This is a genomic window from Exiguobacterium sp. s6 (genome assembly GCF_018618155.1).
In the GTDB taxonomy this organism is placed as follows: domain Bacteria; phylum Bacillota; class Bacilli; order Exiguobacteriales; family Exiguobacteriaceae; genus Exiguobacterium; species Exiguobacterium mexicanum_A.
In genome coordinates, this window is the sequence record NZ_JACSLN010000001.1 from 1,694,139 (window position 1) to 1,717,252 (window position 23,114).

Sequence of the window (23,114 nt, forward strand, 5' to 3'; positions counted from 1 at the left end):
CCCCCTTATAGACAATGAGACCCAAGTCGCATCCGACTTGGGTCACAATTCATCCGTTGTTTTTTTCGTTCGTGATGATTGTCGTGTCACCCGAGAATATTTCTTCTAGCGCTTGACCGACCGGCTTATACGATTTTGGCACGGCGATTTTCGCTGCTTTTCCGTCCTGGATTTGGCGGGCCCGCTTCGCGGCCACCGTCACGATCGTGTATTTCGACGGGATGATACGTTGTAAGGCATCAATCGAAGGGTATAACATTAAATGACCTCCATCATGGCTTTTTTATAGAGAGATGCGACACGTTCACGTTTACAATGTTCGGCCGTCACGATCGCTTTGATACGATCAATCGCTTTGTCCACTTCATCATTCGTAACGACGTAATCGTATGCATCCATCAATTCAATTTCTTCCCGGGCGACGAGCAAGCGTTGCTTGATCACATCTTCCGATTCCGTACCTCGACCGACTAAGCGGTTGCGTAGTTCTTGCAAGCTTGGCGGAGCCAAGAATAAAAAGACCGCTTCCGGGAAACGCTCTTTCACTTGGAAAGCACCTTGGACTTCAATCTCAAGGATGACGTCTCTTCCGCTCTCGAGTGTCTCACGAACCCATTCGACCGGTGTCCCATAATAGTTGCCGACAAATTCAGCGTGTTCGAGCAATTGATCGTGCTCGATCATGTCTTCAAATTGTTCTCTCGTCTTAAAGAAGTAATGCACGCCTTCCACTTCCCCTTCACGCGGTTTCCGGGTCGTCGCCGAGACCGAATATTGAAGGTTGTTGTCCTCTTCCTCACGGAGCACGCGGCACACTGTCCCTTTACCGACGCCACTCGGGCCAGACAAGACGATTAATAATCCTCGTTCTTTAAAATTCACTGCAAGACCTCCATCTTCTAACATCACATTTAATTATAATAGCAGTCAATCAATTGTTCCGGCAAGAAGAAGTTCGGATTTCCTACTTCATCGTACCATATTTTCCATGAATCTGATAACGTAGAGACAGAAAAAGAACAAAGGTGATGAGACTAGTGGCATATGATGGATTAATGACATATCGTGTTGTAACAGAATTACAAGCTCTTGTCGGAGGGCGAATCAATCGCGTGCACCAACCGTATTCCCTCGACTTGATGATTCAAGTCCGATCGAACCGCCAAAGCGTCCAATTGCTCGTTTCGGCGAACGCGATGTACGCGCGGCTCCAATTAACGGATAATCCGACCAAGAACCCGCAAGAACCCCCGATGTTTTGCATGATGCTCCGCAAACATATCGAAGGTGGCTTCATCACGGCGGTCGAACAAATCGGACGTGACCGTGTCATCGTCTTGTCGATTCGTTCACGAAACGAGCTCGGCGACGAAGAGAACAAGAAAGTGTATATCGAATTGATGGGACGGCACTCGAACGTCGTGTTGACGAACGAGGACGGCAAAATTTTGGACGCGATCAAGCACTTGCCACCGTCACAGAACACGTACCGGACGATCATGCCGGGCAGCGATTATTTATTGCCGCCGGCCCAAGACAAGTGCGACCCGTTGACAGAACGTGAGGCCGGCTTGAAGCGAATCGATTGGAACGCCGGAAAACTTGATAAACAACTTGTCGCCAGTTTCGCAGGTCTGAGCCCGCAGATTGCACAAGAAATCGTCCACCGGGCCAAACTCCCGAACCGGGCGAGCATCGAAGAGGCGTTCATCGGTGTGATGGCCGACCTCAAAGGACCGTTCGTTTTCCAACAGCTCGCTTCCGGAAAAGAACGTTTCAGTCCGATCGTGCTCACGTCAGGAGAGATTGCCGCCGAAGAACGCTACGAGACGAGCAAAGACGTCCTCGACCGCTTCTTCTATGAAAAAGCGAACCGGGACCGCGTCAAACAACAGGCGCATGATGTCGAACGTTTGCTCAAGTCCGAGCTCGAGAAGAACATCTTGAAGCGGAAGCGTCTGCTCGACGACTTGAAGGCGACGGAACGGTCCGATGAGCTCCAAAAATACGGTGAACTGTTGACGACGTACTTGTTCCAACTTGAGAAAGGCATGACCGTCGCTCACGTCGTCGACTACTACGACGAAGAAGGCGGTATGATCGACATTCCGCTCAATCCGCTCAAGACGCCAAACGAAAACGCACAAGCCTACTATAAGAAATACAACAAGTTGAAAGTCGCCAAAATCGAAGTGCAAAAGCAAATCGAATTGAACGACGCCGAGATTCACTATTTAGAGACGCTCGTCGCCCAACTCGATGTCGCCTCGCCGGCCGATATCGTCGAGATTCGGGAAGAGTTGGCCGAAGGCGGCTATATGAAACAACGAAGCCAAAAGAGAAAGCAGACGAAAAAAGTCACGCTCGAAGCGTATACGTCGTCGACGGGGACAGAGTTCTTCGTCGGGAAGAACAATACGCAAAACGATCATTTGACGTTCAAGTTCGCCCGCCGCGACGAGATTTGGCTCCACGTGAAAGACATTCCTGGATCCCATGTCATCATCCGTTCGAGCGAGCCTGACGAGACGACGCTGCTCGAAGCCGCGACAGTCGCCGCCTACTTCTCGAAGGCCCGTGCCTCGAGCGGTGTGCCGGTCGATTACACGAAAGCGCGCTACGTGAAAAAGCCGAGCGGCGCCAAACCTGGATTCGTGATCTATACGGACCAGCAGACGGTGTACGTCACGCCGGATGAGCGACTCGTCAAATCACTCCAGCAGTAAGTACAGGCCACGTCACATGACGTGGTCTTTTCTTGTTAGTCCATGGTCACTCGTCCTCTCGGCGCCCACGCTTTCCGCAGGCAACCCCGGAGCCGCATCGCGACTCAATGTCGCTGCTGGGTCTCCGTTGGGTTGCTTTCCTGCAGGAGTCGGGGCGCCGGCGGACGAACGAAAGGATTGGTACACGTCTGTTCGACAGGCGAGCAGACACATGCCAAGGCCGGCACCCGAACTCCTAGAGGATAGCGATGCAAGGATGACCCCGTAAAGTGCGGCACGCACTGCGGAGGCATCCGCATCGCCCCAGGAACGGAGGGTGTCGCCAAAGGCATGTGTAAATATGACATGTCCACTTACATTGACAACAAGTAAAGGCCCCGTCGCTAAAACGGGGCCTTGCTTTATTTCGGATTATGTTTGAACGCTTCGAGCTGTTCATGATAGTCGAGCAAGTGCCCGTGTAAGATTTCAGAAACGGATAAATCTTCGTGTGGCAACGTGAACAGCGAATACGGCTTGTCACACGTGTAGAGGATGTCGTGATGATGCGCAAGGAGATATAAAAACTCGGATTCGAACGCCCGGCGCTCTTCCTCACCCATCAACAATAGTGCCTCACGGTGTTCGGCGAGACTCTCGAGCAGCAAGACGAGCTTGTCCTCAAGGTGAATCAATAGACGATACTGTTTGATCGTCAAATGCTTCAATGTCACGTTCGTCACTTTCATGTCTTCTTGGAGCATCATGTGCAGCTCCTGATGCCCGAGGATGCGGGCCCGCGTCTCGAGCAATTCTGATGGGGATCCGACAAGTTCACGCCAATGGTGAAACATGTAGGCCGATGTCTTTCGAATCTCACTGAGCAACCGATCTTCATAACGAGGCGGCAGGAACGCATAGTTCACTCCGAGCGAGACGAAAACACCGACGGCCGTCAAAAGCGAACGGGTCCACGCATAATGGAAGAAGTCGGTCGTCGGGTTCTCGAGCATGAGCACGATTGCGAACGCCGCGTACGTCGACATGTGTGTCTTATCGAACGTCGTGTTGAGCGTGAGCGCCACGATGACGGCGAGCCCGATCGAGATCGGGTTGACTCCGAACGCGTAGACGATCAAGAGACCGCACATGAGCCCGACAATCGTCCCGAAGATTCGACTGAAGACGATATTTGATGACCGTTTCACGGTCGGTTGCATCGCGACGACGGCCGCGATGGCCCCCATGCCTGAATAGATGCCAAACACGTACCACGACAAGGCAATCGTGATGGCGACGGCAATCCCCGTCTTTAATGTCCGGAGTCCGACTTTAGGGATGTAACGTTTGTTGATCATTTAAGTTCGACCTTTCCTGTCTCGGAAATGAGTTCGATATTCGGTCGGTTCGAGTTCGACAGATGATACACGCCGCCCCCGATTTCCTTGAACCGCTCGGATGCTGTCACGTTGCCGGACGTGGTGACGTTCACTTGTCCGGTCGCATTGCGCGGCTCGTAGGCGAGCGTCCCAGCCTCGGTCTGAACCGTCAAGCTTTGATTGACGACGATGTCACCCACGGCCGCATTCCGATAGGAGCGGATATTTCCGGTGACGACCCGGACGGTCTCTAGTGTCGCATCACTCCGCGTCTCGACACGAAGTCGATCACTTTCGAGTTTCTTTACATTGACTGCGTTCGCCTCCAAGACAATCGTCTTGGCGATCAATCCTTGTCCCGTCACTTGCTCGGCCTCGACATCGATTGACGTCATCGAGCTCGGCAAGGCGACGCGAATTTTATAGCGGGACGGCTCATCGCTCGCCCGGCTGCCGAATTGACTCAGTTGGCCATACCGCTCGACGACCGAGATTGTGTCGCCGACCGACTTGACTTTGATGCGACGCTCTTTCGAGTTCGTCTGCAACACGTCAATCTGAACCTTCTCATTCGTGCTCCGAACAAATTCGACGTTGCCATGCGCCGTCTCGAGCCGAAGCCTCTTCATCTGGTATCGGTCCTCGTACGTGTCCCCGAGTGCCAACACATGGCTGAATATGAATAAATTCAAGAAAAAAATGAGGGGCAAGACGGTGAGGACGAGTCCGAACGCGATTTTACGATGTTTCGGGATCGCTTGAAAGCGAGCTTTCAAGGACTTTCCCTTCATTCTAGAATACGCCATACACATCTCCTTTATTAACTGCTTTCCCTATTCTAACACGTTCAGTATGCCATGTTACCAATTGAAAAAGAATCCGCCCGGAGGTGGATTCTTAGAAAGGTAGATTACGATGTGACACGAGCGCTCCAACCTGTCGGATCATTCCGCCAGTCACGTAAAGTAGCAGCCTCTTCTTTACTGATGATGCGCTTCTTGACGGCGACGTCGAGCACATCCAACAGTGTGATCAGCGCGTGCGCAGTGAAACCGGAGTCCAACAAATTGATGTGAAGACGGCTCAGACTGTAGGAAAAGATCGCTTGAATCTTGATCACTTCCCCGCCCGCTTTCTGGATCGCTTTGGCGGCCTCGATGCTCGATGAACCGGTCGACAACAAATCTTCAATCACGACGACACGAGCGCCAGGCTCGAACCGACCTTCGATTTGATTCCCTTTCCCATGTCCTTTCGCACTCGAACGGACGTAGACGAGCGGCAAGCCGAGCCGGTCGGCGACAAGCGTCGCATGAGGAATTCCCGCTGTCGCTGTCCCGGCGATGACATCGGCGTTGAGCGGACGGATCGCTTCGACGAGCGCATCGATGATGAGATTGCGGACATCAGGATAGCTGAGCGTCAAACGGTTGTCACAATAAATCGGACTCTTCATCCCGCTCGACCATGTATACGGGTTCTCGGGAGAAAGGGTCACGGCCTCGATCTGTAATAAAGCTTCAGCGATTTGTCTCATAAGTTCGACTCCATTCCTGTAAGTAGTATTCATATGCGGCGTTCGGGTCTTCGGCCCGGGTGATCGGCCGGCCGACGACGATGGCCGACACGCCGGCCTCACGCGCCGCTTTTGGTGTGGCGGTCCGGACTTGATCGTCTACTGTCTCGTTCATCCGGATACCCGGCGTCACGGTCAAAAACGATGAGCCGAACGCTTGGTGAATCGCGCGGGCCTCATGCACGGACGCGACGACCCCGTCGAGTCCGGCCCGACCGGCCATGCTTGCCTGGCGAAGGACGGCCTGCTCCAGACCGCCTTTGATGTTTAATTCTTCAGAAAGCATCCGTTCATCGGTCGACGTCAACTGGGTGACCCCAATCAATTTCGTCGTATCGGTCACATCACGTAAGCCGTCTAAGGCGTAGCGCATCATCGTCTCGCCGCCGAGTGTATGGACGTTCGTCAACTCGACGCCGAGGCGGCCGATTTGACGGAGCGTCCGCCGTGCCGTCTCCGGGATGTCGTGGACTTTGATGTCTAAAAAGACGGGGTATCCATTGTCGACGAGTTGCTCGACAAAACGCCCCCCTTCCCGATAGAACAGCTCCATCCCGACTTTGACGGCTGGTTTCTGATTGATTCGTTCCAATAGACGGAACGCGTCGGCGCCCGTCTCGACATCAAGCGCGAGATACAGTCTGTTCATAAGCTTTCCCCCTGATGTCTAAAATGTGATCGATGCCAAGTTCGTCAAGTCGTCCCGGCAACGCTTCGATGATTTCTTGACAGACGTACGGGTTCTCAAAATTGGCCGTTCCGACCGCGACCGCTGAGGCACCTGCGTAGATAAACTCTAATACGTCGTCCACCGTCCGCACGCCGCCCATCCCGATAATCGGGATATCGACGGCCTGAGCGACTTCATACACCATCCGAATGGCGACCGGTTTGACGGCAGGGCCGGACAAGCCCCCGATTCGATTGGCGAGAATCGGTTGCCCGGTCGTGACGTCGATGCGCATCCCGACGAGCGTATTGATCATCGTGATCCCGTCGGCACCGGCCGCTTCGACCGCCTTGGCCATCGCCGTGATCGACGTGACGTTCGGTGACAGTTTGACGTAAACCGGTTTCGTTGACGCCGCTTTGACAAGCCGGGTCAATTCGGCCGCCATCTCGGGATCGGTCCCGAACTGCATCCCGCCGCACTTCACGTTCGGACATGAAATGTTCAGCTCGAGCGCTTTAATGGTCGGGTCGGCACTCATCTGGCGGGCGACGTGAATATACTCTTCTGGCGTCGAGCCGGCCACGTTGGCGATGATCTCGGTATCAAATCCCGACAGGAACGGAAGCTTGTCTTCGATGATGGCGTCGACACCTGGGTTTTGAAGGCCGATGGCGTTCAGCATCCCTTGCGCCGTCTCAGCGACACGGGGCGTGCCGTTGCCGAATCGCGACTCGCCTGTCGCCGCCTTAATCATAATACCGCCTAATATCGATAAGTCATAGAGTTTGGCGAACTCTTCACCGAATCCGAAACAGCCTGACGCCGGCATGATCGGATTTTTCAACTGTAAGCCTGGCAAATCGACGTGTAATCTCATAGCGTCACCTCTTCCGCACGAAATACCGGTCCGTCACTGCACACTTTGACGTAACCGCCTGGCGCTTCGCACACGCAAGCGAAACAAGCTCCAATGCCACACCCCATCCGATTCTCGATCGAGATATATCGCTCTTCGATATGTGATGCGGCGACTGCCTTCAACATCGGTTCCGGTCCACAGCTGAACAACACATCGGCCTCGACCCGCGCGAGCGGGCCGGTCACAAATCCCATTTCCCCATACGTTCCGTCGACCGTCGTGATGATCGTCTCCCCCAGTTCACGGAACGCGTCTTCATAAAAAATGCTCGTTTTCGTATCAAACCCGAGAATCGCCACCGTCTCAATCCCGCGTGCGGCGAGCAGACGCCGCGTGTAGTAGAGCGGCGGCACCCCGATGCCCCCACCGACGAGGACGACACGCTTGCCTGTTTGCTCGAGCGGGAAACCGTTGCCGAGCGGTCCGAGGACGTCCAAGACGTCTCCCGTCCGACGAGCGGCCAAATCTGCCGTCCCGCTGCCGATGACTTTATACAGGAACGTGACGACGTTGCCTTCGACGTTCGCGACCGAGAGCGGCCGGCGCAACAGCTCTGACGTCTTCACGTGAAAGAACGTGCCCGGCGCGACTTCTTGCGGTGCGATTTCGACTTTCATCTCCATCGTCGCTGTCGCGATCAATCGGTTCGATAAAATGGTCGCGAGTTGTCTCATACGGTCACCCCGAATGTCGTGAACGCCGGCAAACTCGTTGTTTGGAACGACAGGCTCTCGATGACTTGGAGCAGCGCCTTGACCGTATCGAGCGACGTCAGGCAGAGCACGCCTTGCTCGGCCGCGGCCCGACGGATGATGAACCCGTCTTTCGTCGCGAGGGCGTCACGCGTCGTCGTGTTCAAGACGATGTCGACTTCTCCTCGTTCGATGACGCTCAGCATCGTCTCACCAGACTCATTGATCTTCCCGACCGGATGGACCGGTAGGCCGTCTGCTGAGAGCGCCTGCGCCGTACCGGACGTGGCCATCAGGCGGAATCCGAGTCGATTGAAACGGCGGGCGATGTCGAGCGCCTCTTCCTTGTCTTGGTCGGCGACCGTCAATAGGACATTCCCTTTCAAGGCGATCGTCATGCCGGCGGCGACGAGCCCTTTATACAGTGCTTTTTCGAGCGTACGGTCTGTCGCCATGACTTCACCGGTCGATTTCATTTCCGGCCCGAGCGACGGATCGACTTCTTTTAATTTCGCGAAACTGAACACTGGCACTTTGACCGAAATCGCGTCCGCTTCTGGATGCAGGCCGGTCCCTAACCCTAAATCTTTAAGACTCGTCCCGAGAATCGTCTGCGTGGCGATGCGCGCGATCGGCAGGCCCGTCACTTTCGAGATGAATGGGACGGTCCGGCTCGCCCGCGGATTGACCTCGATGACGTATAAATCGTCCGCGTAGACGAACTGGATATTGAGCAACCCTTTGATTCGGAACGCCTTGGCGAGTTTAATCGTGTAGTCGACGACTTTTTCTTTCAATGCCTCACTCAATCGTTGCGGCGGATACACGGCGATCGAGTCACCCGAGTGGACCCCGGCCCGTTCGATATGTTCCATGATGCCCGGGATATAGACGTCGGTCCCGTCACAGATGGCATCGACTTCAATCTCGATGCCCGTCAAGTAGCGGTCGATGAGGACGGGACGGTCTTTCGAGGCGACGACGGCGTGGCGCATATACCGTTCGAGCTCCGAGCGCTCATAAACGATTTCCATCGCCCGGCCTCCGAGCACATATGACGGACGGACGAGTACCGGATAACCGAGCATATCGGCGCAAGCGACGGCCTCTTCGACCGTGACCGCCGTCTTGCCCGGCGGTTGGGCGAGTCGTTCGGCCGAAAGCGTCGCTTCGAACGCTTTCCGGTCTTCGGCGCGGTCGATATCTTCCAGCGACGTCCCTAAAATTTGGACCCCTTCCGCTTCGAGCGAGGCCGCCAAGTTGATCGCCGTCTGGCCGCCGAACTGGACGATGACGCCGAGCGGCTGTTCGTTGCGGATGACCTCGAGCACGTCTTCGGTCGTGAGCGGTTCGAAGTAGAGCCGGTCCGAGATTGAGAAGTCGGTCGACACCGTCTCCGGGTTATTGTTGATGATGATCGCTTCGTAGCCTGCGTCACGGATCGTCTGAATCGAGTGGACGGTCGCGTAGTCGAATTCGACACCTTGCCCGATCCGGATCGGTCCCGAACCGAGGACGAGAATCGATGATTTGTCCGTCTTCACGGCCTCGTTCTCGACTTCGTACGTCCCATAAAAGTATGGCGTCTCCGAAGCGAACTCGGCCGCACACGTGTCGACCATCTTATACACCGGACGGATGCCCCAGTCGTTCCGAAGCGATGTCACCGTCTCCACAGTCTCATTCGTGATTCGGGCGATCATCTTATCGCTGAAGCCGAGACGTTTCGTCTCGATGAGGCGTTCTTTCGAAAGCGGCTCATGCTGAAGCGTCTCTTCTTGTTGCCAAATCCGAGCGAGTTTCGATAAGAAGAAACGATCGATTTTTGTCAGCTCATGCAACTGTTCTGTCGAGTAGCCGCGGCGGAGCGCCTCATAGAGCATCCACAACCGCTCATCCGTCGGTGTCGTCAGCTCGTGGTCGAGCTCCGCGGTGCTGAGTTGCGCGAGGCGTGGCACCGCCAAGTCTTCTGTCCCGAGTTCGAGCGAACGGACGGCCTTCAAGAGTGCTTCTTCCAAATTACGGCCGATCGCCATCACTTCCCCGGTCGCTTTCATCTGCGTGCCGAGGCGACGATCAGCCGTCTCGAACTTATCGAAGGCGAAGCGCGGGATTTTGGCGACGACATAGTCGAGCGCCGGTTCGAACGAGGCGTAACTCGTCTTCGTCACCGGGTTCTTCAGTTCTGACAACTTGTATCCGACCGCCACTTTCGCAGCCAGCTTGGCGATCGGGTACCCCGTCGCTTTCGAGGCGAGCGCCGAACTGCGCGAGACACGCGGATTGACCTCGATGACGTAATACGTGAAGCTGTCCGGGTCGAGGGCGAATTGGATGTTACATCCGCCTTCGATGCCGAGGGCGCGGATGATGTCGAGTGAGACGCTTCGAAGCATCTGATAGTCGCGGTCAGACAGTGTCTGTGTCGGTGCGAAGACGATCGAGTCGCCCGTATGGACCCCGACCGGATCAAAGTTTTCCATCGCACAGACGATGATTGCTTGGTCGCTCGAATCGCGCATCACTTCATACTCGACTTCTTTCATGCCAGCGATCGATTTTTCGAGTAACACTTGTGTCACCGGGCTCGCTTTCAGCCCCGATTCGACGAACTGCTCAAATTCATTCCGGTCATGGGCGATCCCGCCACCGGTTCCTCCGAGTGTGTACGCCGGACGGATGATGATCGGGTAGCCGATTCGTTCCGCAAAGCCCCAAGCCGACTCGAGTGACTGCACGATCTCGCTTTCCGGGACCCCGTGCCCGAGTTTATACATGAGGTCGCGGAACTGTTCCCGGTCCTCAGCCTGTTCGATGGCCGATAATTTCGTCCCGAGCAATTCGACGCCGCAATCTTCAAGCACGCCGCGGCGGTCGAGTTCCATCGCCAAGTTGAGGCCGGTCTGCCCGCCGAGTGTGGCGAGGAGCGCGTCCGGACGTTCTTGACGGATGATCCGCTCGACGAACTCCGGTTCGAGCGGTTCGATGTAGACGCGGTCCGCCGTCGTCGGGTCGGTCATGATCGTGGCCGGGTTCGAGTTGACGAGGATGACCTCGTATCCTTCTTCTTTCAAGGCGAGACACGCCTGGGTACCAGCATAGTCAAATTCTGCCGCCTGTCCGATGACGATCGGGCCGGATCCGATTACAAGGATTTTCTGAATATCTGGTCGTTTTGGCATGTCAAATTCCTACTTTCTGTTTGTTTTCTTGGACGATCTGCATGAAGCGGTCAAATAAGTCGTTGGCGTCATATGGACCCGGTGCCGCTTCCGGATGGTATTGGACCGAGAACGTCGGATGATGCAAGTGCTTCACCCCTTCGACCGTGCCATCGTTGACGGCGCGATGCGTGACGACGAGTCCGGTCGTCGCGAGTGATGCCTCATCGACCGCGTAGCCGTGGTTTTGGGATGTGATCGTCACCGCGCCGGTCTCAAGTTCGAGCACCGGATGGTTGGCGCCGCGATGGCCGAACGGGAGTTTGAACGTATTGGCCCCGCTCGCGAGTGCGATCAACTGATGGCCGAGACAGATCCCGAAGATCGGGAGTGTCGGCATGAGGCGCTCGATGAGCGGCAACGCCGTCGGGACGTCTTTCGGGTCCCCCGGTCCGTTCGACAGCATGACGCCGTCCGGTTCATAGCGCATCACTTCGTCGGCCGTCACGTCGTGCGGCAAGACGACGACTTCACAGTCGCGCTTCACGAGTTCACGCATGATGCCGAGCTTCGCACCGAAGTCGATCAGGGCGATACGCGGCCCGCGGCCCGTGCTGACATACGCCCGCTTTGTCGAGACGCGCTCGACTTGATCGGTCGGAAGAAGGACGTCAAAGCGATCCTGGACCGATGCCCACGTCGATTCCCCATCGACCATGACGCCGCGCATGACTCCACGTGAGCGGAGATGACGCGTCAACATCCGCGTGTCGACCCCTGCTAGACCTGGGATATTGAAGCGGAAAAGCGTATCGCTGAGCGTTGCGGTCGACCGGAAGTTTGAAGGCAAATCGCACACTTCTTTCACGATGAGTCCTTTCGCCATCGGCACAGTCGTCTCAAAATCTTCCCGGTTGACGCCGTAATTGCCGATCAACGGGTTCGTCAGCACGATGAGCTGGTCGCAGTACGATGGGTCCGACAACATCTCCTGATACCCGGTCATCCCGGTCTGAAAGACGACTTCCCCGATCGTCTCGACGTCTGCACCGAATGCTGTTCCTACAAATGAAGTGCCGTCCTCAAGCCATAATGTTCGTTTCATCGAATCTCCCCTTATATACGATTTTTCCAGCCGCGATCGTCATGACCGGCCAGCCTACCAGTTTCATCCCCGCGAACGGTGTGTTTTTTCCTTTCGAGCGGAATGTCGTCGGATCGACCACTTGCTCCGTCTCCGTATCGATGAGGGCAAAGTCTGCCGCCCGTCCGACTTCAATCACACCGTACGGTAAGCCGAACACGTCGCTCGGACGTTTCGTCATCCAGTCGATGAGCGCCGCTTCTTCCATCTGACCCGTCTTGACGAACGTCGTGTACAAGAGCGGGAACGCTGTCTCGAATCCGGTGATGCCAAACGGGGCCCGTTCCATGCCGGCCGCTTTTTCTTCGGCCGTGTGCGGGGCGTGGTCCGTCGCGATCATATCAATCGTCCCGTCGAACAAGCCTTCAAGGAGCGCCTCACGGTCGTCACGGCTCCGGAGCGGCGGATTCATTTTAAAGTTCGGGTCGAGGCCCGGGATATCGTCTTCACAGAGGACGAGGTGATGCGGTGTCACTTCGGCCGTCACCCGGATGCCGGCTCGTTTGGCGTCGCGGATGACACGTACCGACTGTCGTGACGAGACGTGGCAGACGTGATAGTGACAGCCCGTCTCTTCGGCAATCAAGACGTCACGGGCGATATGGATGCTTTCGGCGAGGCTCGGGATACCTTGGATGCCGTGTTCTTCACTGAACCGGCCTTCATGGACCGAACCGGCCTTGAGCGTATTGTCCTCGCAGTGGGCGACGACCGCCTTATCGAGACGTTTCGCTTCCCGCATCGCCTCACGCATCATCGCCGCCGATTGGACGCCGACGCCGTCATCGGTGAACGCGAACGCATCTGCGAGCGAAGCCATGTCGACTTGGTCGGTGCCGAGCTGTCGTTTCGTGATGGCGGCGTATGGAAGGACGCGTACGCTTGCGTCTTGCTCGATTTTAGCCAGGAGCTGGTCCATCGTCGCCCGGTCGTCCGGGACGGGACGTGTGTTCGGCATGGCGCAGATTGTGGTGAACCCGCCGGCCGCAGCCGCCTCGGTCCCCGTTTTGATCGTCTCTTTCTTCTCCCCGCCCGGCTCGCGCAAATGAACGTGGACATCGACGAGCCCCGGAATGAGGAGCTTCCCTGTCGCATCGATCACTTCATGTCCTTCGGTCGTGCCGTCATAGTCGATCGAGCGGATTTCGCCGTCCTCGATCAATAGATTCGTCGTCCGTTTCGTGTTCCCGTCATACCAAGTTGCGTGTTGAAGTATCATAATTGTCCCCCTAATGCTCGATTTAAAATGGCCATCCGGGCGTAAACGCCGTTCGTCATCTGTGGAAAGATCCTCGACTTCGGATGTTCAATCAAACTGCCAGCGATCTCGACGTCACGGTTGACCGGTGCCGGATGCATGATGATCGCTCGTCCTTTCATTCGGTCGACGCGTTCGGGCGTCAACCCGTAGCGCGCATGATAATCTTCCTTCGAGAAGATGTCGCCCATGATGTGGCGTTCGTGCTGGACGCGGAGCAGCATGACGACGTCACAGTCCGCTAACACATCGTCGAGGTCCCGATGCTCGAGCCCCATCGACTCGTCCCACCAAGAGGCGGGGCTGCAGCCGACGACGTTCGCCCCCAGGCGTTTCAATACGCTTGCGTTCGAACGTGCGACGCGGCTATGGACGAGGTCGCCGCAGATGGCGATGTTCAACCCTTCGAACGTCTTGAACTCTTCAAAGATTGTGACGAGGTCTAACAGTGACTGCGAGGGGTGCTCCCCGCTCCCGTCACCGCCGTTCAACACCGGGATGTTCAACTTTTCAACGAGTTCATGGTAATAGCCCGACTCCGGATGGCGGATGACGAGGGCATCGACCCCGATTGCCTCGAGCGTCTTGCACGTGTCGTACAGCGTCTCGCCTTTCGTCACCGATGACGTCGCCACGTCGAACGGAATCTCTTGCACTTTCAAGTGCCGTTCGGCCATTTGAAACGAATTTTTCGTTCGCGTCGAGTTTTCAAAGAACAAGTTCGCGACCGTCTTGCCGTCGAACAAGGGTGGCATGTCCCCTTGTTTGTAGCGTAGCGACTCCTCGATCAATCCCATGATCTCGTCGAGCGAGAGCGTATCCAGACTGACAAAATGCTTCGGTTGTTGTTTGATTAAGTTCATGTTCGTCTCCTCCTTTTGTGTGAAGGCAAAGAGAAAAGGCGTCTCTTCACCTACGTGAAGGGACGCCTTCATTTGGGTAGACTACACCCAAATAAACGAGCCTTCACTTTGCCGACCTCACGGGATCGAATTAAAAGTTACTTGCTTGTCGTGTATCTTCAGTTGTTTCGGCAGCAGCTTCGTCGACCGCTTCTTCTTTTGGCAAGAAGGCGTTCAAGAGAATCCCGACGACTGTGGCGAGTGCCATCCCTTGAACCGGGAAGCTTCCAAGTTGGACCATGGCCCCACCAAGTCCGATGACGAGGATGACTGAGGCGATGATGAGATTGCGTTTCTCAGCGAGGTCGACGTTGCTTTCGACCATCGTCCGCAGACCGTTCGAAGCGATGACTCCGAACAAGAGGATCGAGATGCCGCCTTTGACCGGGTTCGGGATCGTCGAGATGAACGCTTCGACGTGACCAAGGAAACCAAAGCTGATAGCCATGAGCGCTGCTCCGGCGATGACGTAGACACTGTACACTTTCGTGATGGCCATGACCCCGTTGTTCTCACCGTAAGTCGTACACGGTGGACCACCGAGCGCCGAGGCGACCGCTTTCCCGACCCCGTCGCCGAGGAGTGTCCGATGGAGACCTGGATCTTTCATCGTTTCGCGTCCGATGATTTTTGACGTGACCATTTGGTCGCCGATATGTTCCGTCATCGTGACGAGCGCGACCGGGACGATGGCGAGCAGTGCTCCGACTTGCCACATCGGCATGTAGTCGACGAACACCATCGTGAAGTCAGGCAGTTGGAACAAGCTCGCTTGACCGAGCGCCGAGTAGTCGATGATGCCGAACAGAGCAGCGATGATGTAACCACCGATGATACCGAACAAGATCGGTACGGCGCCCCATACTCCTTTGAGCGTCGTCATAGCAAACATCGTGATGCCGAGCGTGAGAAGCGCGACGGTGATGAACGTTCCATTGTAGGCACCGTCTTTGTTCATCGACATGTCGATGGCGACCGGTGCGAGCGATAAGCCGATGACCATGATGACCGGACCGACGACGACTGGCGGCAAGAGGCGCAGCAACCAGTTCACACCTGTCTTATAGATGATGAGCGAGACGACACCGTAAACCGATCCGGCGATGATGCCACCGAACAAGGCGGCTTCGACACCCCATTGCTGGCTGACGGCGATGATCGGGGCGATGTAGGCGAAACTTGACCCGAGATAGGTCGGGACTTTGAAGCGGGTAATCGCTAGGAATGAGAGCGTGGCCACACCGGAAGCGACGAGGGCGACGGACGTGCTTAGGCCCGTCAAAATCGGGACTAAAATCGTCGCTCCGAACATGGCGAAGACGTGCTGCAGGCTGAAGAGCAGCCATTGCGGTAAGTGAGCGGGACGCTCGTGGATGTTGAGGATGGGTTTCATATGTGGTTCTCCTTCCTGGCCTCTCTGGACCACCTTAAAGGTTTTGGATTATTGCTGTTTGATAAACACTTCGTCTGTCGTGTCGACTTCACTGAGTCGGACGACGACTTGTTCTGACTTCGAGGTCGGGACGTTCTTGCCGACGAAGTCGGGGCGAATCGGTAGCTCGCGGTGTCCCCGGTCGATCAAGACAGCGAGCTGGATGTAATCCGGGCGACCGTGGTCGACGAGTGCGTCCATGGCGGCTCGCACTGTCCGGCCCGTGTAGAGGACATCGTCAATCAAGACGACCGTCTTGCCGTTGATGTCGTGTGGCAGTTCAGTCGCTTTCACTTCCGGGTCGAGTGACTTCTTAGACAGGTCATCCCGGTACAGCGTGATGTCTAAGTTACCGAGCGCGATCGGTTTGCCTTCGATTTCTTCGATGCGGCGGGCGAGTCGGTCGGCGAGCGTCTCGCCTCGGGTTTTAATCCCGACGAGCACGACGTTGTCCGTTCCTTTGTTGCGCTCGATGATTTCGTGAGCGATTCGGGTAAGTGCACGGCGGATGGCCGCTTCATCCAATATGGTAGAACGTTTCAAACGTTTCCCCCCTCTCTCAAATTATACAAAAAAGAAGACTTCCTCATCCGGCTGGAAAAGGAAGTCTTCATATGTGAGGGCAGACCTCTGCCTCAAATAATCGACGTGTCGTGGCCGCGGCCACAATCCTTTCACAGCCTCTCTGGACTGGGTTTAAAGGTGTTATGCTTCCTAGACTATAAATCGGAATCGGTTGAAAGTCAACGCGTTTTCTCGATTTTGTCCAATTTTGCAAGTTCCGCTTCGAAGTCGGCCGGGAGCGGCGCCTCGAATTCGAGCCATTCGTCCGTGCGTGGATGATAGAAGCCGAGCGTCGCCGCATGGAGCGCTTGTCCGTTCAATTGAATCGTGCGACGCGGACCATATTTCGGGTCACCAGCGAGAGGATGGCCGATATAACGCATATGAACGCGGATTTGATGTGTCCGTCCCGTCTCGAGCTTACACTCGACGAGTGTGAAGTCTTTATACCGCTCGAGCAGACGGAAGTGCGTGATCGCTTCTTTCGCGTTCTTGTCCGTCACTGTCATCCGCTGACGGTCGTTCGTGTCACGCCCGATTGGCGCCTCGATCGTCCCGAGCTCATGGGCAACTTCGCCGTGGACGAGAGCGATATATTCACGCTTGATTTTACGATCCTTCAACTGGCTCGCGAGCGATTCGTGGGCCACATCGTTTTTCGCGACCATGAGGAGACCGGTCGTGTCTTTATCGATGCGGTGGACGATGCCTGGTCGTTTGACACCGTTAATGCCTGACAAATCGTCACAGTGATAGAGGAGTGCGTTGACGAGCGTGCCTGACGTATGACCAGCCGCCGGATGGACGACCATGCCGCGTGCCTTGTTGACGACGATGACATCCTCGTCCTCATAAACGACGTCGAGCTTGATATTCTCTGGCAACACTTCGAGTTCGACGGCCTCCGGGACCGTCACGACGATTTCGTCGCCTTCTTGCAGTTTATAGTTCGGCTTGACGACCTGGCCGTTGACGAGGAGGTCCCCCGCCTTGATCCAGTCTTGGATTTGCGAACGTGACCAGTCACTTTGTTCGCTCATCCATTTGTCGATACGTGCCTTTTCTTCGGCGACAAATGTGTAAGTTTCCATTACGATTGTCCCCTTTCTTTGTTTAATTTTTCTTCGAACAAGACGCCGATGATCATGAAGATGACCCCGAACGTGAGCGCCATATCGGCGACGTTAAAGATTGGGAAGTTGTAGCCGAACGGATACGTGTCGACGAAATCGACGACTTCACCACGGAACAGACGGTCGATGAAGTTCCCGATCGCACCGGCGAGCAGTAACCCGACGCTATAACCGAGCAAATCAAACCCGTTCACTTCTTTATGCAAGAAATAAATCAAGCCGACGACGACGACCGCGGTGACGATGAAGAAGAACACCATCTGCCCTTCGAGCATGCCCCAGGCCGCGCCTTTATTGCGGTAAGACGTCAAGTAGAGCAATTCTGGGATGAGCTCGATTGACTGCCCAATCGTCATCGTCTGGACGACAATCCATTTCGTTACTTGGTCGAGCAAGATGAGGAAAAGTGCTAATCCGTAATAACGTTTCATCAGATTCTCCTTTCAAGTCATAAGAAACCGGAGTGGACGATCGCCACTCCGGTCCGGCTTATGCGATGACTTCAGTACAACGCGGGCAAAGCTCTGGATGTTCAGCATTTTGACCGAGCTCGGTCGAGTATGTCCAGCAACGGGCACAAGCGGCACCGTCAGCCTTCATGACGCTGATTTCGGCCGTCGCATAATCGACATCGGCCGATTCGACGTAATCGAGTTGCGACACTTGAAGCAACTGACGAACGTTATCGATCGTCTCGAGCAACTGTTTCGTCTCACCTTTTGGCGCGACTTGTAGTTTCGCTTCGAGCGGTTTACCGATCAACTTCTCGCCACGGGCGATCTCGATCGCTTTCAAGACGTCGTCACGGAACGTGAGGAACTTCGACCATTTAGCAAGCAATGCCGTCTCATCTTCTGTGAGCGGTGCCACTGCCTCAAGGTCTGTCAAGAAGACGCTATCAGCTGTCTTCGCCGGCACTTCTTGCCACACTTCGTCCGCTGTGTGCGGGAGGATTGGTGCGAGCAATTTCGTGAGCGTGACGACCGTATCATACATGACCGTTTGAACGGCACGACGACGTGCGTCGTCTTCACGTTCGATATACAGAATATCTTTCGTGAAGTCGAGATAGAACGACGACAATTCGTTGACACAGAAGTTATGGCTCAAGTGATAGACAGCCATGAAATCGAACGTGTCGTACGCTTTGACGACTTTCGTCTGAAGTTGCTTGAGTTTTGTCGCCATGAAGCGGTCCGCTTCCGGCATGTCTTCGAAGGCGACACGCATCGATGGGTCGAACCCGTTCAAGTTACCGAGCAAGAAGCGCAACGTGTTGCGGATCTTCCGGTAGACTTCCGACACTTGTTTGAAGTTATCGTGCGATGCGCGGACATCCGACTGATAGTCGACCGACGATACCCAAAGACGGACGATTTCCGCTCCGTATTGTTTGACGAGATCGTTCGGTGCGATCGTGTTGCCGAGTGACTTCGACATCTTGCGGCCGTCGCCGTCGAGGACGAAGCCGTGGCTGAGCACGTTGCGATACGGCGCTTTGCCCGTCGTCGCGACTGCCGTCGAGAGTGACGAGTTGAACCAGCCGCGGTATTGGTCCGAGCCTTCAAGGTACAAGTCGGCCGGACGGCGCAAGTTATCGCGCTGTTCGAGTACGCCCGCATGAGACGAACCTGAGTCAAACCAGACGTCCATGATGTCGAGTTCTTTCCGGAACTCGCCGTTCGGGCTGTTCGGGTGTGTGAAGCCTTCTGGCAACAAGTCTTTCGCTTCACGCTCATACCAGACGTTCGAGCCGTGCTCATGGAACAAGTTGGCGATGTGGTCGATTGTCTCGTTCGTGATGATCTCCGTGCCGTCCTCGGCGTAGAAGATCGGAATCGGGACGCCCCATGCCCGTTGACGGCTGATGACCCAGTCCCCACGGTCACGGACCATGTTGTAAAGGCGCGTCATGCCCCACTCCGGTACCCAGTTCACTTCTTCGATTTCACGAAGCATGTCGGCACGGAAATCTTTGATTGACGCGAACCATTGTGGTGTGGCGCGGAAGATGACCGGTTTTTTCGTACGCCAGTCGTGCGGGTACGAGTGCTTGATGAATTTCAGGTTGAGGAGGTAGCCGTTCTCTTCAAGCTTCATGCCGATTTGTTTGTTCGCGTCTTCATAGAACAAACCTTCGAAACCTGGCGCCTCCTCTGTCATATAACCACGGTCGTCGACCGGGCAGAGGACGTCGAGTCCGTAAGCTTGTCCGACACGGTAATCGTCTTCCCCGTGACCTGGTGCTGTATGGACGAGACCTGTCGCGTCAGCCGTGACGTGATCGCCGATCATGACGAGCGATGTCCGGTCATAAAGCGGATGCTGAGCCGTCATGTGTTCGAACTCGCGCCCGTTCCAAGAACCGCTCACCGTGTAATCCGTCCAGCCGAGTGCCGTCGTCACGTCTTCGACGAGCGTTTCGGCAACGATGTACCCTTTGCCGTCGTGCTCGATGCGCGTGTACGTCAACTCGTCGCTGACCGCGATCCCAAGGTTGGCCGGGATCGTCCATGGTGTCGTCGTCCAGATGACGAAGTGGTCCGTTGTCGCTAAGACGTCTTTGCCGTCGACGACTTGGAACGCCACGTAGATCGCCGGTGACTTCTTGTCATAGTATTCGATTTCTGCCTCGGCGAGCGCCGATTCAGAAGACGGTGACCAGTAGACCGGTTTCTTCCCTTTATAGATGTAACCTTTTTCGGCCATCGTCCCGAACAAGCGGATTTGAGCCGCCTCATATTCCGGCAATAGCGTGATGTATGGGTTGTCAAAATCAGCCATCAGTCCGAGACGTTTGAACTGCTCGCGTTGCGAGTTCACTTGTTCCATCGCGTACGCCGCACACTTCTCGCGGAATTCGGCGACGGTCATCTCTTTACGATTGACGCCTGCTTTTTGAAGCGCGTTCTCGATTGGGAGACCGTGTGTGTCCCAGCCCGGGATCATCGGTGACTGGTAGCCGTTCAATGATTTGAAGCGGACGATGATGTCTTTCAATACTTTGTTGAGCGCATGGCCCATATGGATGTCGCCGTTCGCATACGGAGGTCCGTCGTGCAGGATGTATTGTGGCTTTCCGGCATTTTTTTCTTGGACGCGGTTATATAGGTCCATCTGTTCCCAAGCCTCGTGCATTGCTGGCTCGCGTTTCGGCAGATTTCCGCGCATCGCGAATTCTGTTTCAGGCATCAATAGTGTGTCTTTGTAGTTCATTGAAACTCCTCCTGCATCTTTTTTTGACAACAAAAAAACCCGCCCCTAATAGGGACGAGTTAGTCGACTCGCGGTACCACCCTACTAATCTCAGGGAAAACCCCGAGACCGCTCTTGGTAACCGATAACGAGGTCAGGCGGTCGCGCTTACTAACTTCAGCCCGACACTCATAGGGGATACCGATAAAGTCTTTCTCTTAGGCTTGCACCTTCCCTAAGTCGCTTCGTAGGTATGACTTTATCGACGTGTCCTAATCGACGTATTGTGTATTATCCGTGATGTTTGGTTGGTATGACTTCGTCGTCATTATACGCAAGTTCGGTCGTATCGTCAAGAACCGTCTGGACCGGCGGCTCCCCGACAATCGTGTCCCATTCCGTGCTGTTCAACAGCTCCATCTGAGCATCGACGAGGACGCGGAAGCGGGTCCGGTACAACTCGACTTTTTTGAGCATTTGAATGACTTCGCGCTCAGCGAGCTGTTCTTTACGTGACGCTTCTTCCTCACGGGCGAGCGCCTCGCGTTCGGCCTGCTTCAAAATGAGACTCGCTTCTTTCGCCGCGTTCGTCTTCACTTCTTCGGCAGCCTCTTGGGCGACGATAATCGATTTGTTCAACGTGTCTTCCATCGAGGAGAAGTAGTCGATACGGGCTTGCATATCGTTGACGAGTTCTTCGTACCTTCTATTCTCACGAATCAATAGCTCAAACTCTTTGATGATTTGATCTAGAAATTCATTGACCTCATCGATATCGTACCCGCGAAAACGAGTCGAGAACTCTTTATTATGAATATCAATCGGTGTCAACGCCATTCGACTTTCCTCCTAAGTTCAACGTATGATGCCATACTGGATTTTTATTTTCTCACGTTTCGTCGAGCCGAGAATCGCCGTCAATTTGACACGGCCATACCCTCGGATTGAGACCAAATCGTCTGGTTCAAGGATGAAGCTCGCATCGTCAATCGGTTTATGATTCACTTTGCAGTCTCCATGTTTGACGAGCGCCTGCGCTTTTTGCCTTGATAATCCGAGCACTTCGCTGACGACCGTGTCAAACCGGAGCGATGAGACGATTCCGAACTCGTCGCTCCATTTGACTTCGGGCACGACGAGCACGGACTCGGGCGGTACCTCTGAGATGCGAATCCGGGCCTTGCCGACCCGGTCGACGTTCATCTCGATGAACCCGACCGCCTCACGCGTCGTCGCGAATTGGGCGACGCCGTCGTCAAGGACGACATCTCCGAATTTTTGACGCTTCAAACCAGCGTTCAAGAGCGTACCCGTCACTTGACGATGCGTCAATTCGACAAATTTGGTTGGATAGTCGATTTGACGAATCGCGATATCAAAATCGTTCGGGTCGAGCTCGTAATAGTCCGGAGCGAGGATGAGTCGACGCCGTTCCGCGCCTTCAAATCCGCCGTCCTCATAAATCGCGAGCTGCTTCCCGACGAGTTGCCGGACGATTTGTTGCTCGCGTGGATCTAAAAAGTCCGTCACTTTAAACACATAGTTGTCCTCGACTTGTTGAACCCAATCGAGCACTTGCTCGACAAACGGGCGCTCATTCGGACGATAATGATCGAAGACGCTCATTTAAATACCGAAAATCGCTCGCACTCCAAATTGTGCCATCCGTAGCACAAATAAAGCGACGATTGGGGAGATATCGAGCATCCCGCCGATTGGTGGGATGATTCGACGAAACGGGTTTAAAAACGGCTCGCATAGATACGATAAAATTTGACCAAATTTAGATTCGCGCGCATTTGGGAACCACGATAATAAAATATAGGCAATCAAGACCCAACTATAATACCCAAGTAATGTAACGATCGTGTTGCCTAACGCAGGTATAGCATTTTCCATTCAGTTACCACCCTTTACTGTTGAGTTCGTCCTCCGAAATCAAATTCGAGATCGATCCCGTCAACTCGATGTTGTTTGGAGTACATAGAATCGTGTTATGTCCAATCGACGTCATCGTCCCTTCTAACGCATAGACGACACCTGACAAGAAGTTGACGACTTGACGAGACTGCTCTTTCGACATCCGTTGGAGGTTGACGATGACGGCCCGGTTTTCTTTCAATTGGTCGCTGATGTCTTGGGCTTCGGCGAATACACGCGGTTCGGCCAAGACGACTTTTGAACGTTCTTTCTTCTTCGTGTTCAACGCGACGATATTGTTCGATGTTTTCGGACGGTCCTCAGTTTTGACGATTGCCTCCGTCATCGGTTGTGTCTTCGTTTCGGCGACAGCATACTCGTCTCCTTCGAACTGGTTGTTCGGATCTTCCTCGAGTCCAAAGAAGTCCTTCATTTTGTTTTTGATTGACATAACGGATTCC

At 54.9% G+C, this 23,114-nt stretch carries 22 protein-coding genes; 1 reads left to right on the forward strand and 21 read right to left on the reverse strand.

Annotated elements, in window-relative coordinates; all coding sequences use genetic code 11:
- Positions 1-49: 49 nt before the first annotated feature.
- Entirely contained in the window at positions 50-259 is a 210-nt protein-coding gene (gene rpoZ, locus KNP75_RS08775) for a DNA-directed RNA polymerase subunit omega (protein ID WP_034777123.1), read from the reverse strand.
- The gene (gmk, locus tag KNP75_RS08780; protein ID WP_052090097.1) at positions 259-906 is read right to left on the reverse strand and encodes a guanylate kinase; all 648 of its coding nucleotides are present in this window, start codon (positions 904-906) and stop codon (positions 259-261) included. Before gmk ends, rpoZ begins: the two co-directional genes overlap by 1 nt.
- 131 nt (positions 907-1,037) lie before the next feature.
- Here gmk and KNP75_RS08785 point away from each other — a divergent pair, with 131 nt between their 5' ends.
- A complete protein-coding gene (locus KNP75_RS08785) occupies positions 1,038-2,726 on the forward strand; it encodes an Rqc2 family fibronectin-binding protein (RefSeq protein WP_215190229.1) in 1,689 nt (562 codons plus the stop codon).
- Between the two features lie 401 nt (positions 2,727-3,127).
- On the opposite strand, the gene KNP75_RS08790 is transcribed toward KNP75_RS08785, so the two are convergent.
- From KNP75_RS08790 to KNP75_RS08880, 19 genes are all read right to left on the reverse strand, one after another.
- The gene (locus KNP75_RS08790) at positions 3,128-4,063 is read right to left on the reverse strand and encodes an FUSC family protein (RefSeq protein ID WP_034777117.1); all 936 of its coding nucleotides are present in this window, start codon (positions 4,061-4,063) and stop codon (positions 3,128-3,130) included.
- Positions 4,060-4,860, reverse strand: a complete 801-nt coding sequence (locus tag KNP75_RS08795; protein WP_251128221.1) for a hypothetical protein — start codon at positions 4,858-4,860, stop codon at positions 4,060-4,062. Before KNP75_RS08795 ends, KNP75_RS08790 begins: the two co-directional genes overlap by 4 nt.
- Positions 4,861-4,994: 134 nt before the next feature.
- Complete coding sequence (pyrE, locus tag KNP75_RS08800) at positions 4,995-5,621, reverse strand: orotate phosphoribosyltransferase (RefSeq protein WP_034777114.1); 627 nt, start codon at positions 5,619-5,621, stop codon at positions 4,995-4,997.
- On the reverse strand, positions 5,605-6,309 hold the full coding sequence (gene pyrF, locus KNP75_RS08805; RefSeq protein ID WP_215190230.1) for an orotidine-5'-phosphate decarboxylase: 705 nt from the start codon (positions 6,307-6,309) through the stop codon (positions 5,605-5,607). The genes pyrE and pyrF overlap by 17 nt, the downstream gene beginning before the upstream one ends.
- On the reverse strand, positions 6,284-7,210 hold the full coding sequence (locus KNP75_RS08810) for a dihydroorotate dehydrogenase (protein WP_034777110.1): 927 nt from the start codon (positions 7,208-7,210) through the stop codon (positions 6,284-6,286). The genes pyrF and KNP75_RS08810 overlap by 26 nt, the downstream gene beginning before the upstream one ends.
- Positions 7,207-7,926 carry a dihydroorotate dehydrogenase electron transfer subunit gene (locus tag KNP75_RS08815; protein ID WP_034777108.1) on the reverse strand — a complete coding sequence of 240 codons (720 nt, stop codon included), beginning with the start codon at positions 7,924-7,926 and terminating at the stop codon, positions 7,207-7,209. The genes KNP75_RS08810 and KNP75_RS08815 overlap by 4 nt, the downstream gene beginning before the upstream one ends.
- Positions 7,923-11,126, reverse strand: coding sequence for a carbamoyl-phosphate synthase large subunit (gene carB, locus KNP75_RS08820; protein ID WP_215190231.1), 3,204 nt, complete (start codon positions 11,124-11,126; stop codon positions 7,923-7,925). The genes KNP75_RS08815 and carB overlap by 4 nt, the downstream gene beginning before the upstream one ends.
- A gap of 1 nt (position 11,127) precedes the next feature.
- Positions 11,128-12,210, reverse strand: coding sequence for a carbamoyl phosphate synthase small subunit (locus KNP75_RS08825; protein ID WP_215190232.1), 1,083 nt, complete (start codon positions 12,208-12,210; stop codon positions 11,128-11,130).
- On the reverse strand, positions 12,188-13,468 hold the full coding sequence (locus tag KNP75_RS08830) for a dihydroorotase (protein ID WP_215190233.1): 1,281 nt from the start codon (positions 13,466-13,468) through the stop codon (positions 12,188-12,190). The genes KNP75_RS08825 and KNP75_RS08830 overlap by 23 nt, the downstream gene beginning before the upstream one ends.
- Entirely contained in the window at positions 13,465-14,370 is a 906-nt protein-coding gene (locus tag KNP75_RS08835; RefSeq protein ID WP_214710570.1) for an aspartate carbamoyltransferase catalytic subunit, read from the reverse strand. Before KNP75_RS08835 ends, KNP75_RS08830 begins: the two co-directional genes overlap by 4 nt.
- A 130-nt stretch (positions 14,371-14,500) precedes the next feature.
- Entirely contained in the window at positions 14,501-15,802 is a 1,302-nt protein-coding gene (locus tag KNP75_RS08840; RefSeq protein ID WP_214752666.1) for a uracil-xanthine permease family protein, read from the reverse strand.
- Between the two features lie 48 nt (positions 15,803-15,850).
- A complete protein-coding gene (gene pyrR, locus KNP75_RS08845) occupies positions 15,851-16,384 on the reverse strand; it encodes a bifunctional pyr operon transcriptional regulator/uracil phosphoribosyltransferase PyrR (RefSeq protein WP_034777096.1) in 534 nt (177 codons plus the stop codon).
- A 200-nt stretch (positions 16,385-16,584) separates the two neighbouring features.
- Complete coding sequence (locus KNP75_RS08850; protein WP_215190234.1) at positions 16,585-17,496, reverse strand: RluA family pseudouridine synthase; 912 nt, start codon at positions 17,494-17,496, stop codon at positions 16,585-16,587.
- Positions 17,496-17,969, reverse strand: coding sequence for a signal peptidase II (gene lspA, locus KNP75_RS08855; RefSeq protein ID WP_034777092.1), 474 nt, complete (start codon positions 17,967-17,969; stop codon positions 17,496-17,498). Before lspA ends, KNP75_RS08850 begins: the two co-directional genes overlap by 1 nt.
- Positions 17,970-18,027: 58 nt before the next feature.
- Positions 18,028-20,754 (reverse strand): isoleucine--tRNA ligase, encoded by a 2,727-nt coding sequence (ileS, locus tag KNP75_RS08860; protein WP_034777090.1) that lies wholly within the window; start codon positions 20,752-20,754, stop codon positions 18,028-18,030.
- 270 nt (positions 20,755-21,024) lie between these two features.
- Positions 21,025-21,570 (reverse strand): DivIVA domain-containing protein, encoded by a 546-nt coding sequence (locus KNP75_RS08865; RefSeq protein WP_021067053.1) that lies wholly within the window; start codon positions 21,568-21,570, stop codon positions 21,025-21,027.
- A gap of 18 nt (positions 21,571-21,588) precedes the next feature.
- Entirely contained in the window at positions 21,589-22,359 is a 771-nt protein-coding gene (locus tag KNP75_RS08870; protein ID WP_034777088.1) for a YlmH family RNA-binding protein, read from the reverse strand.
- The gene (locus KNP75_RS08875) at positions 22,360-22,632 is read right to left on the reverse strand and encodes a YggT family protein (RefSeq protein WP_021067051.1); all 273 of its coding nucleotides are present in this window, start codon (positions 22,630-22,632) and stop codon (positions 22,360-22,362) included.
- 4 nt (positions 22,633-22,636) lie between these two features.
- A complete protein-coding gene (locus KNP75_RS08880; protein WP_029595732.1) occupies positions 22,637-23,104 on the reverse strand; it encodes a cell division protein SepF in 468 nt (155 codons plus the stop codon).
- Positions 23,105-23,114: the final 10 nt, after the last annotated feature.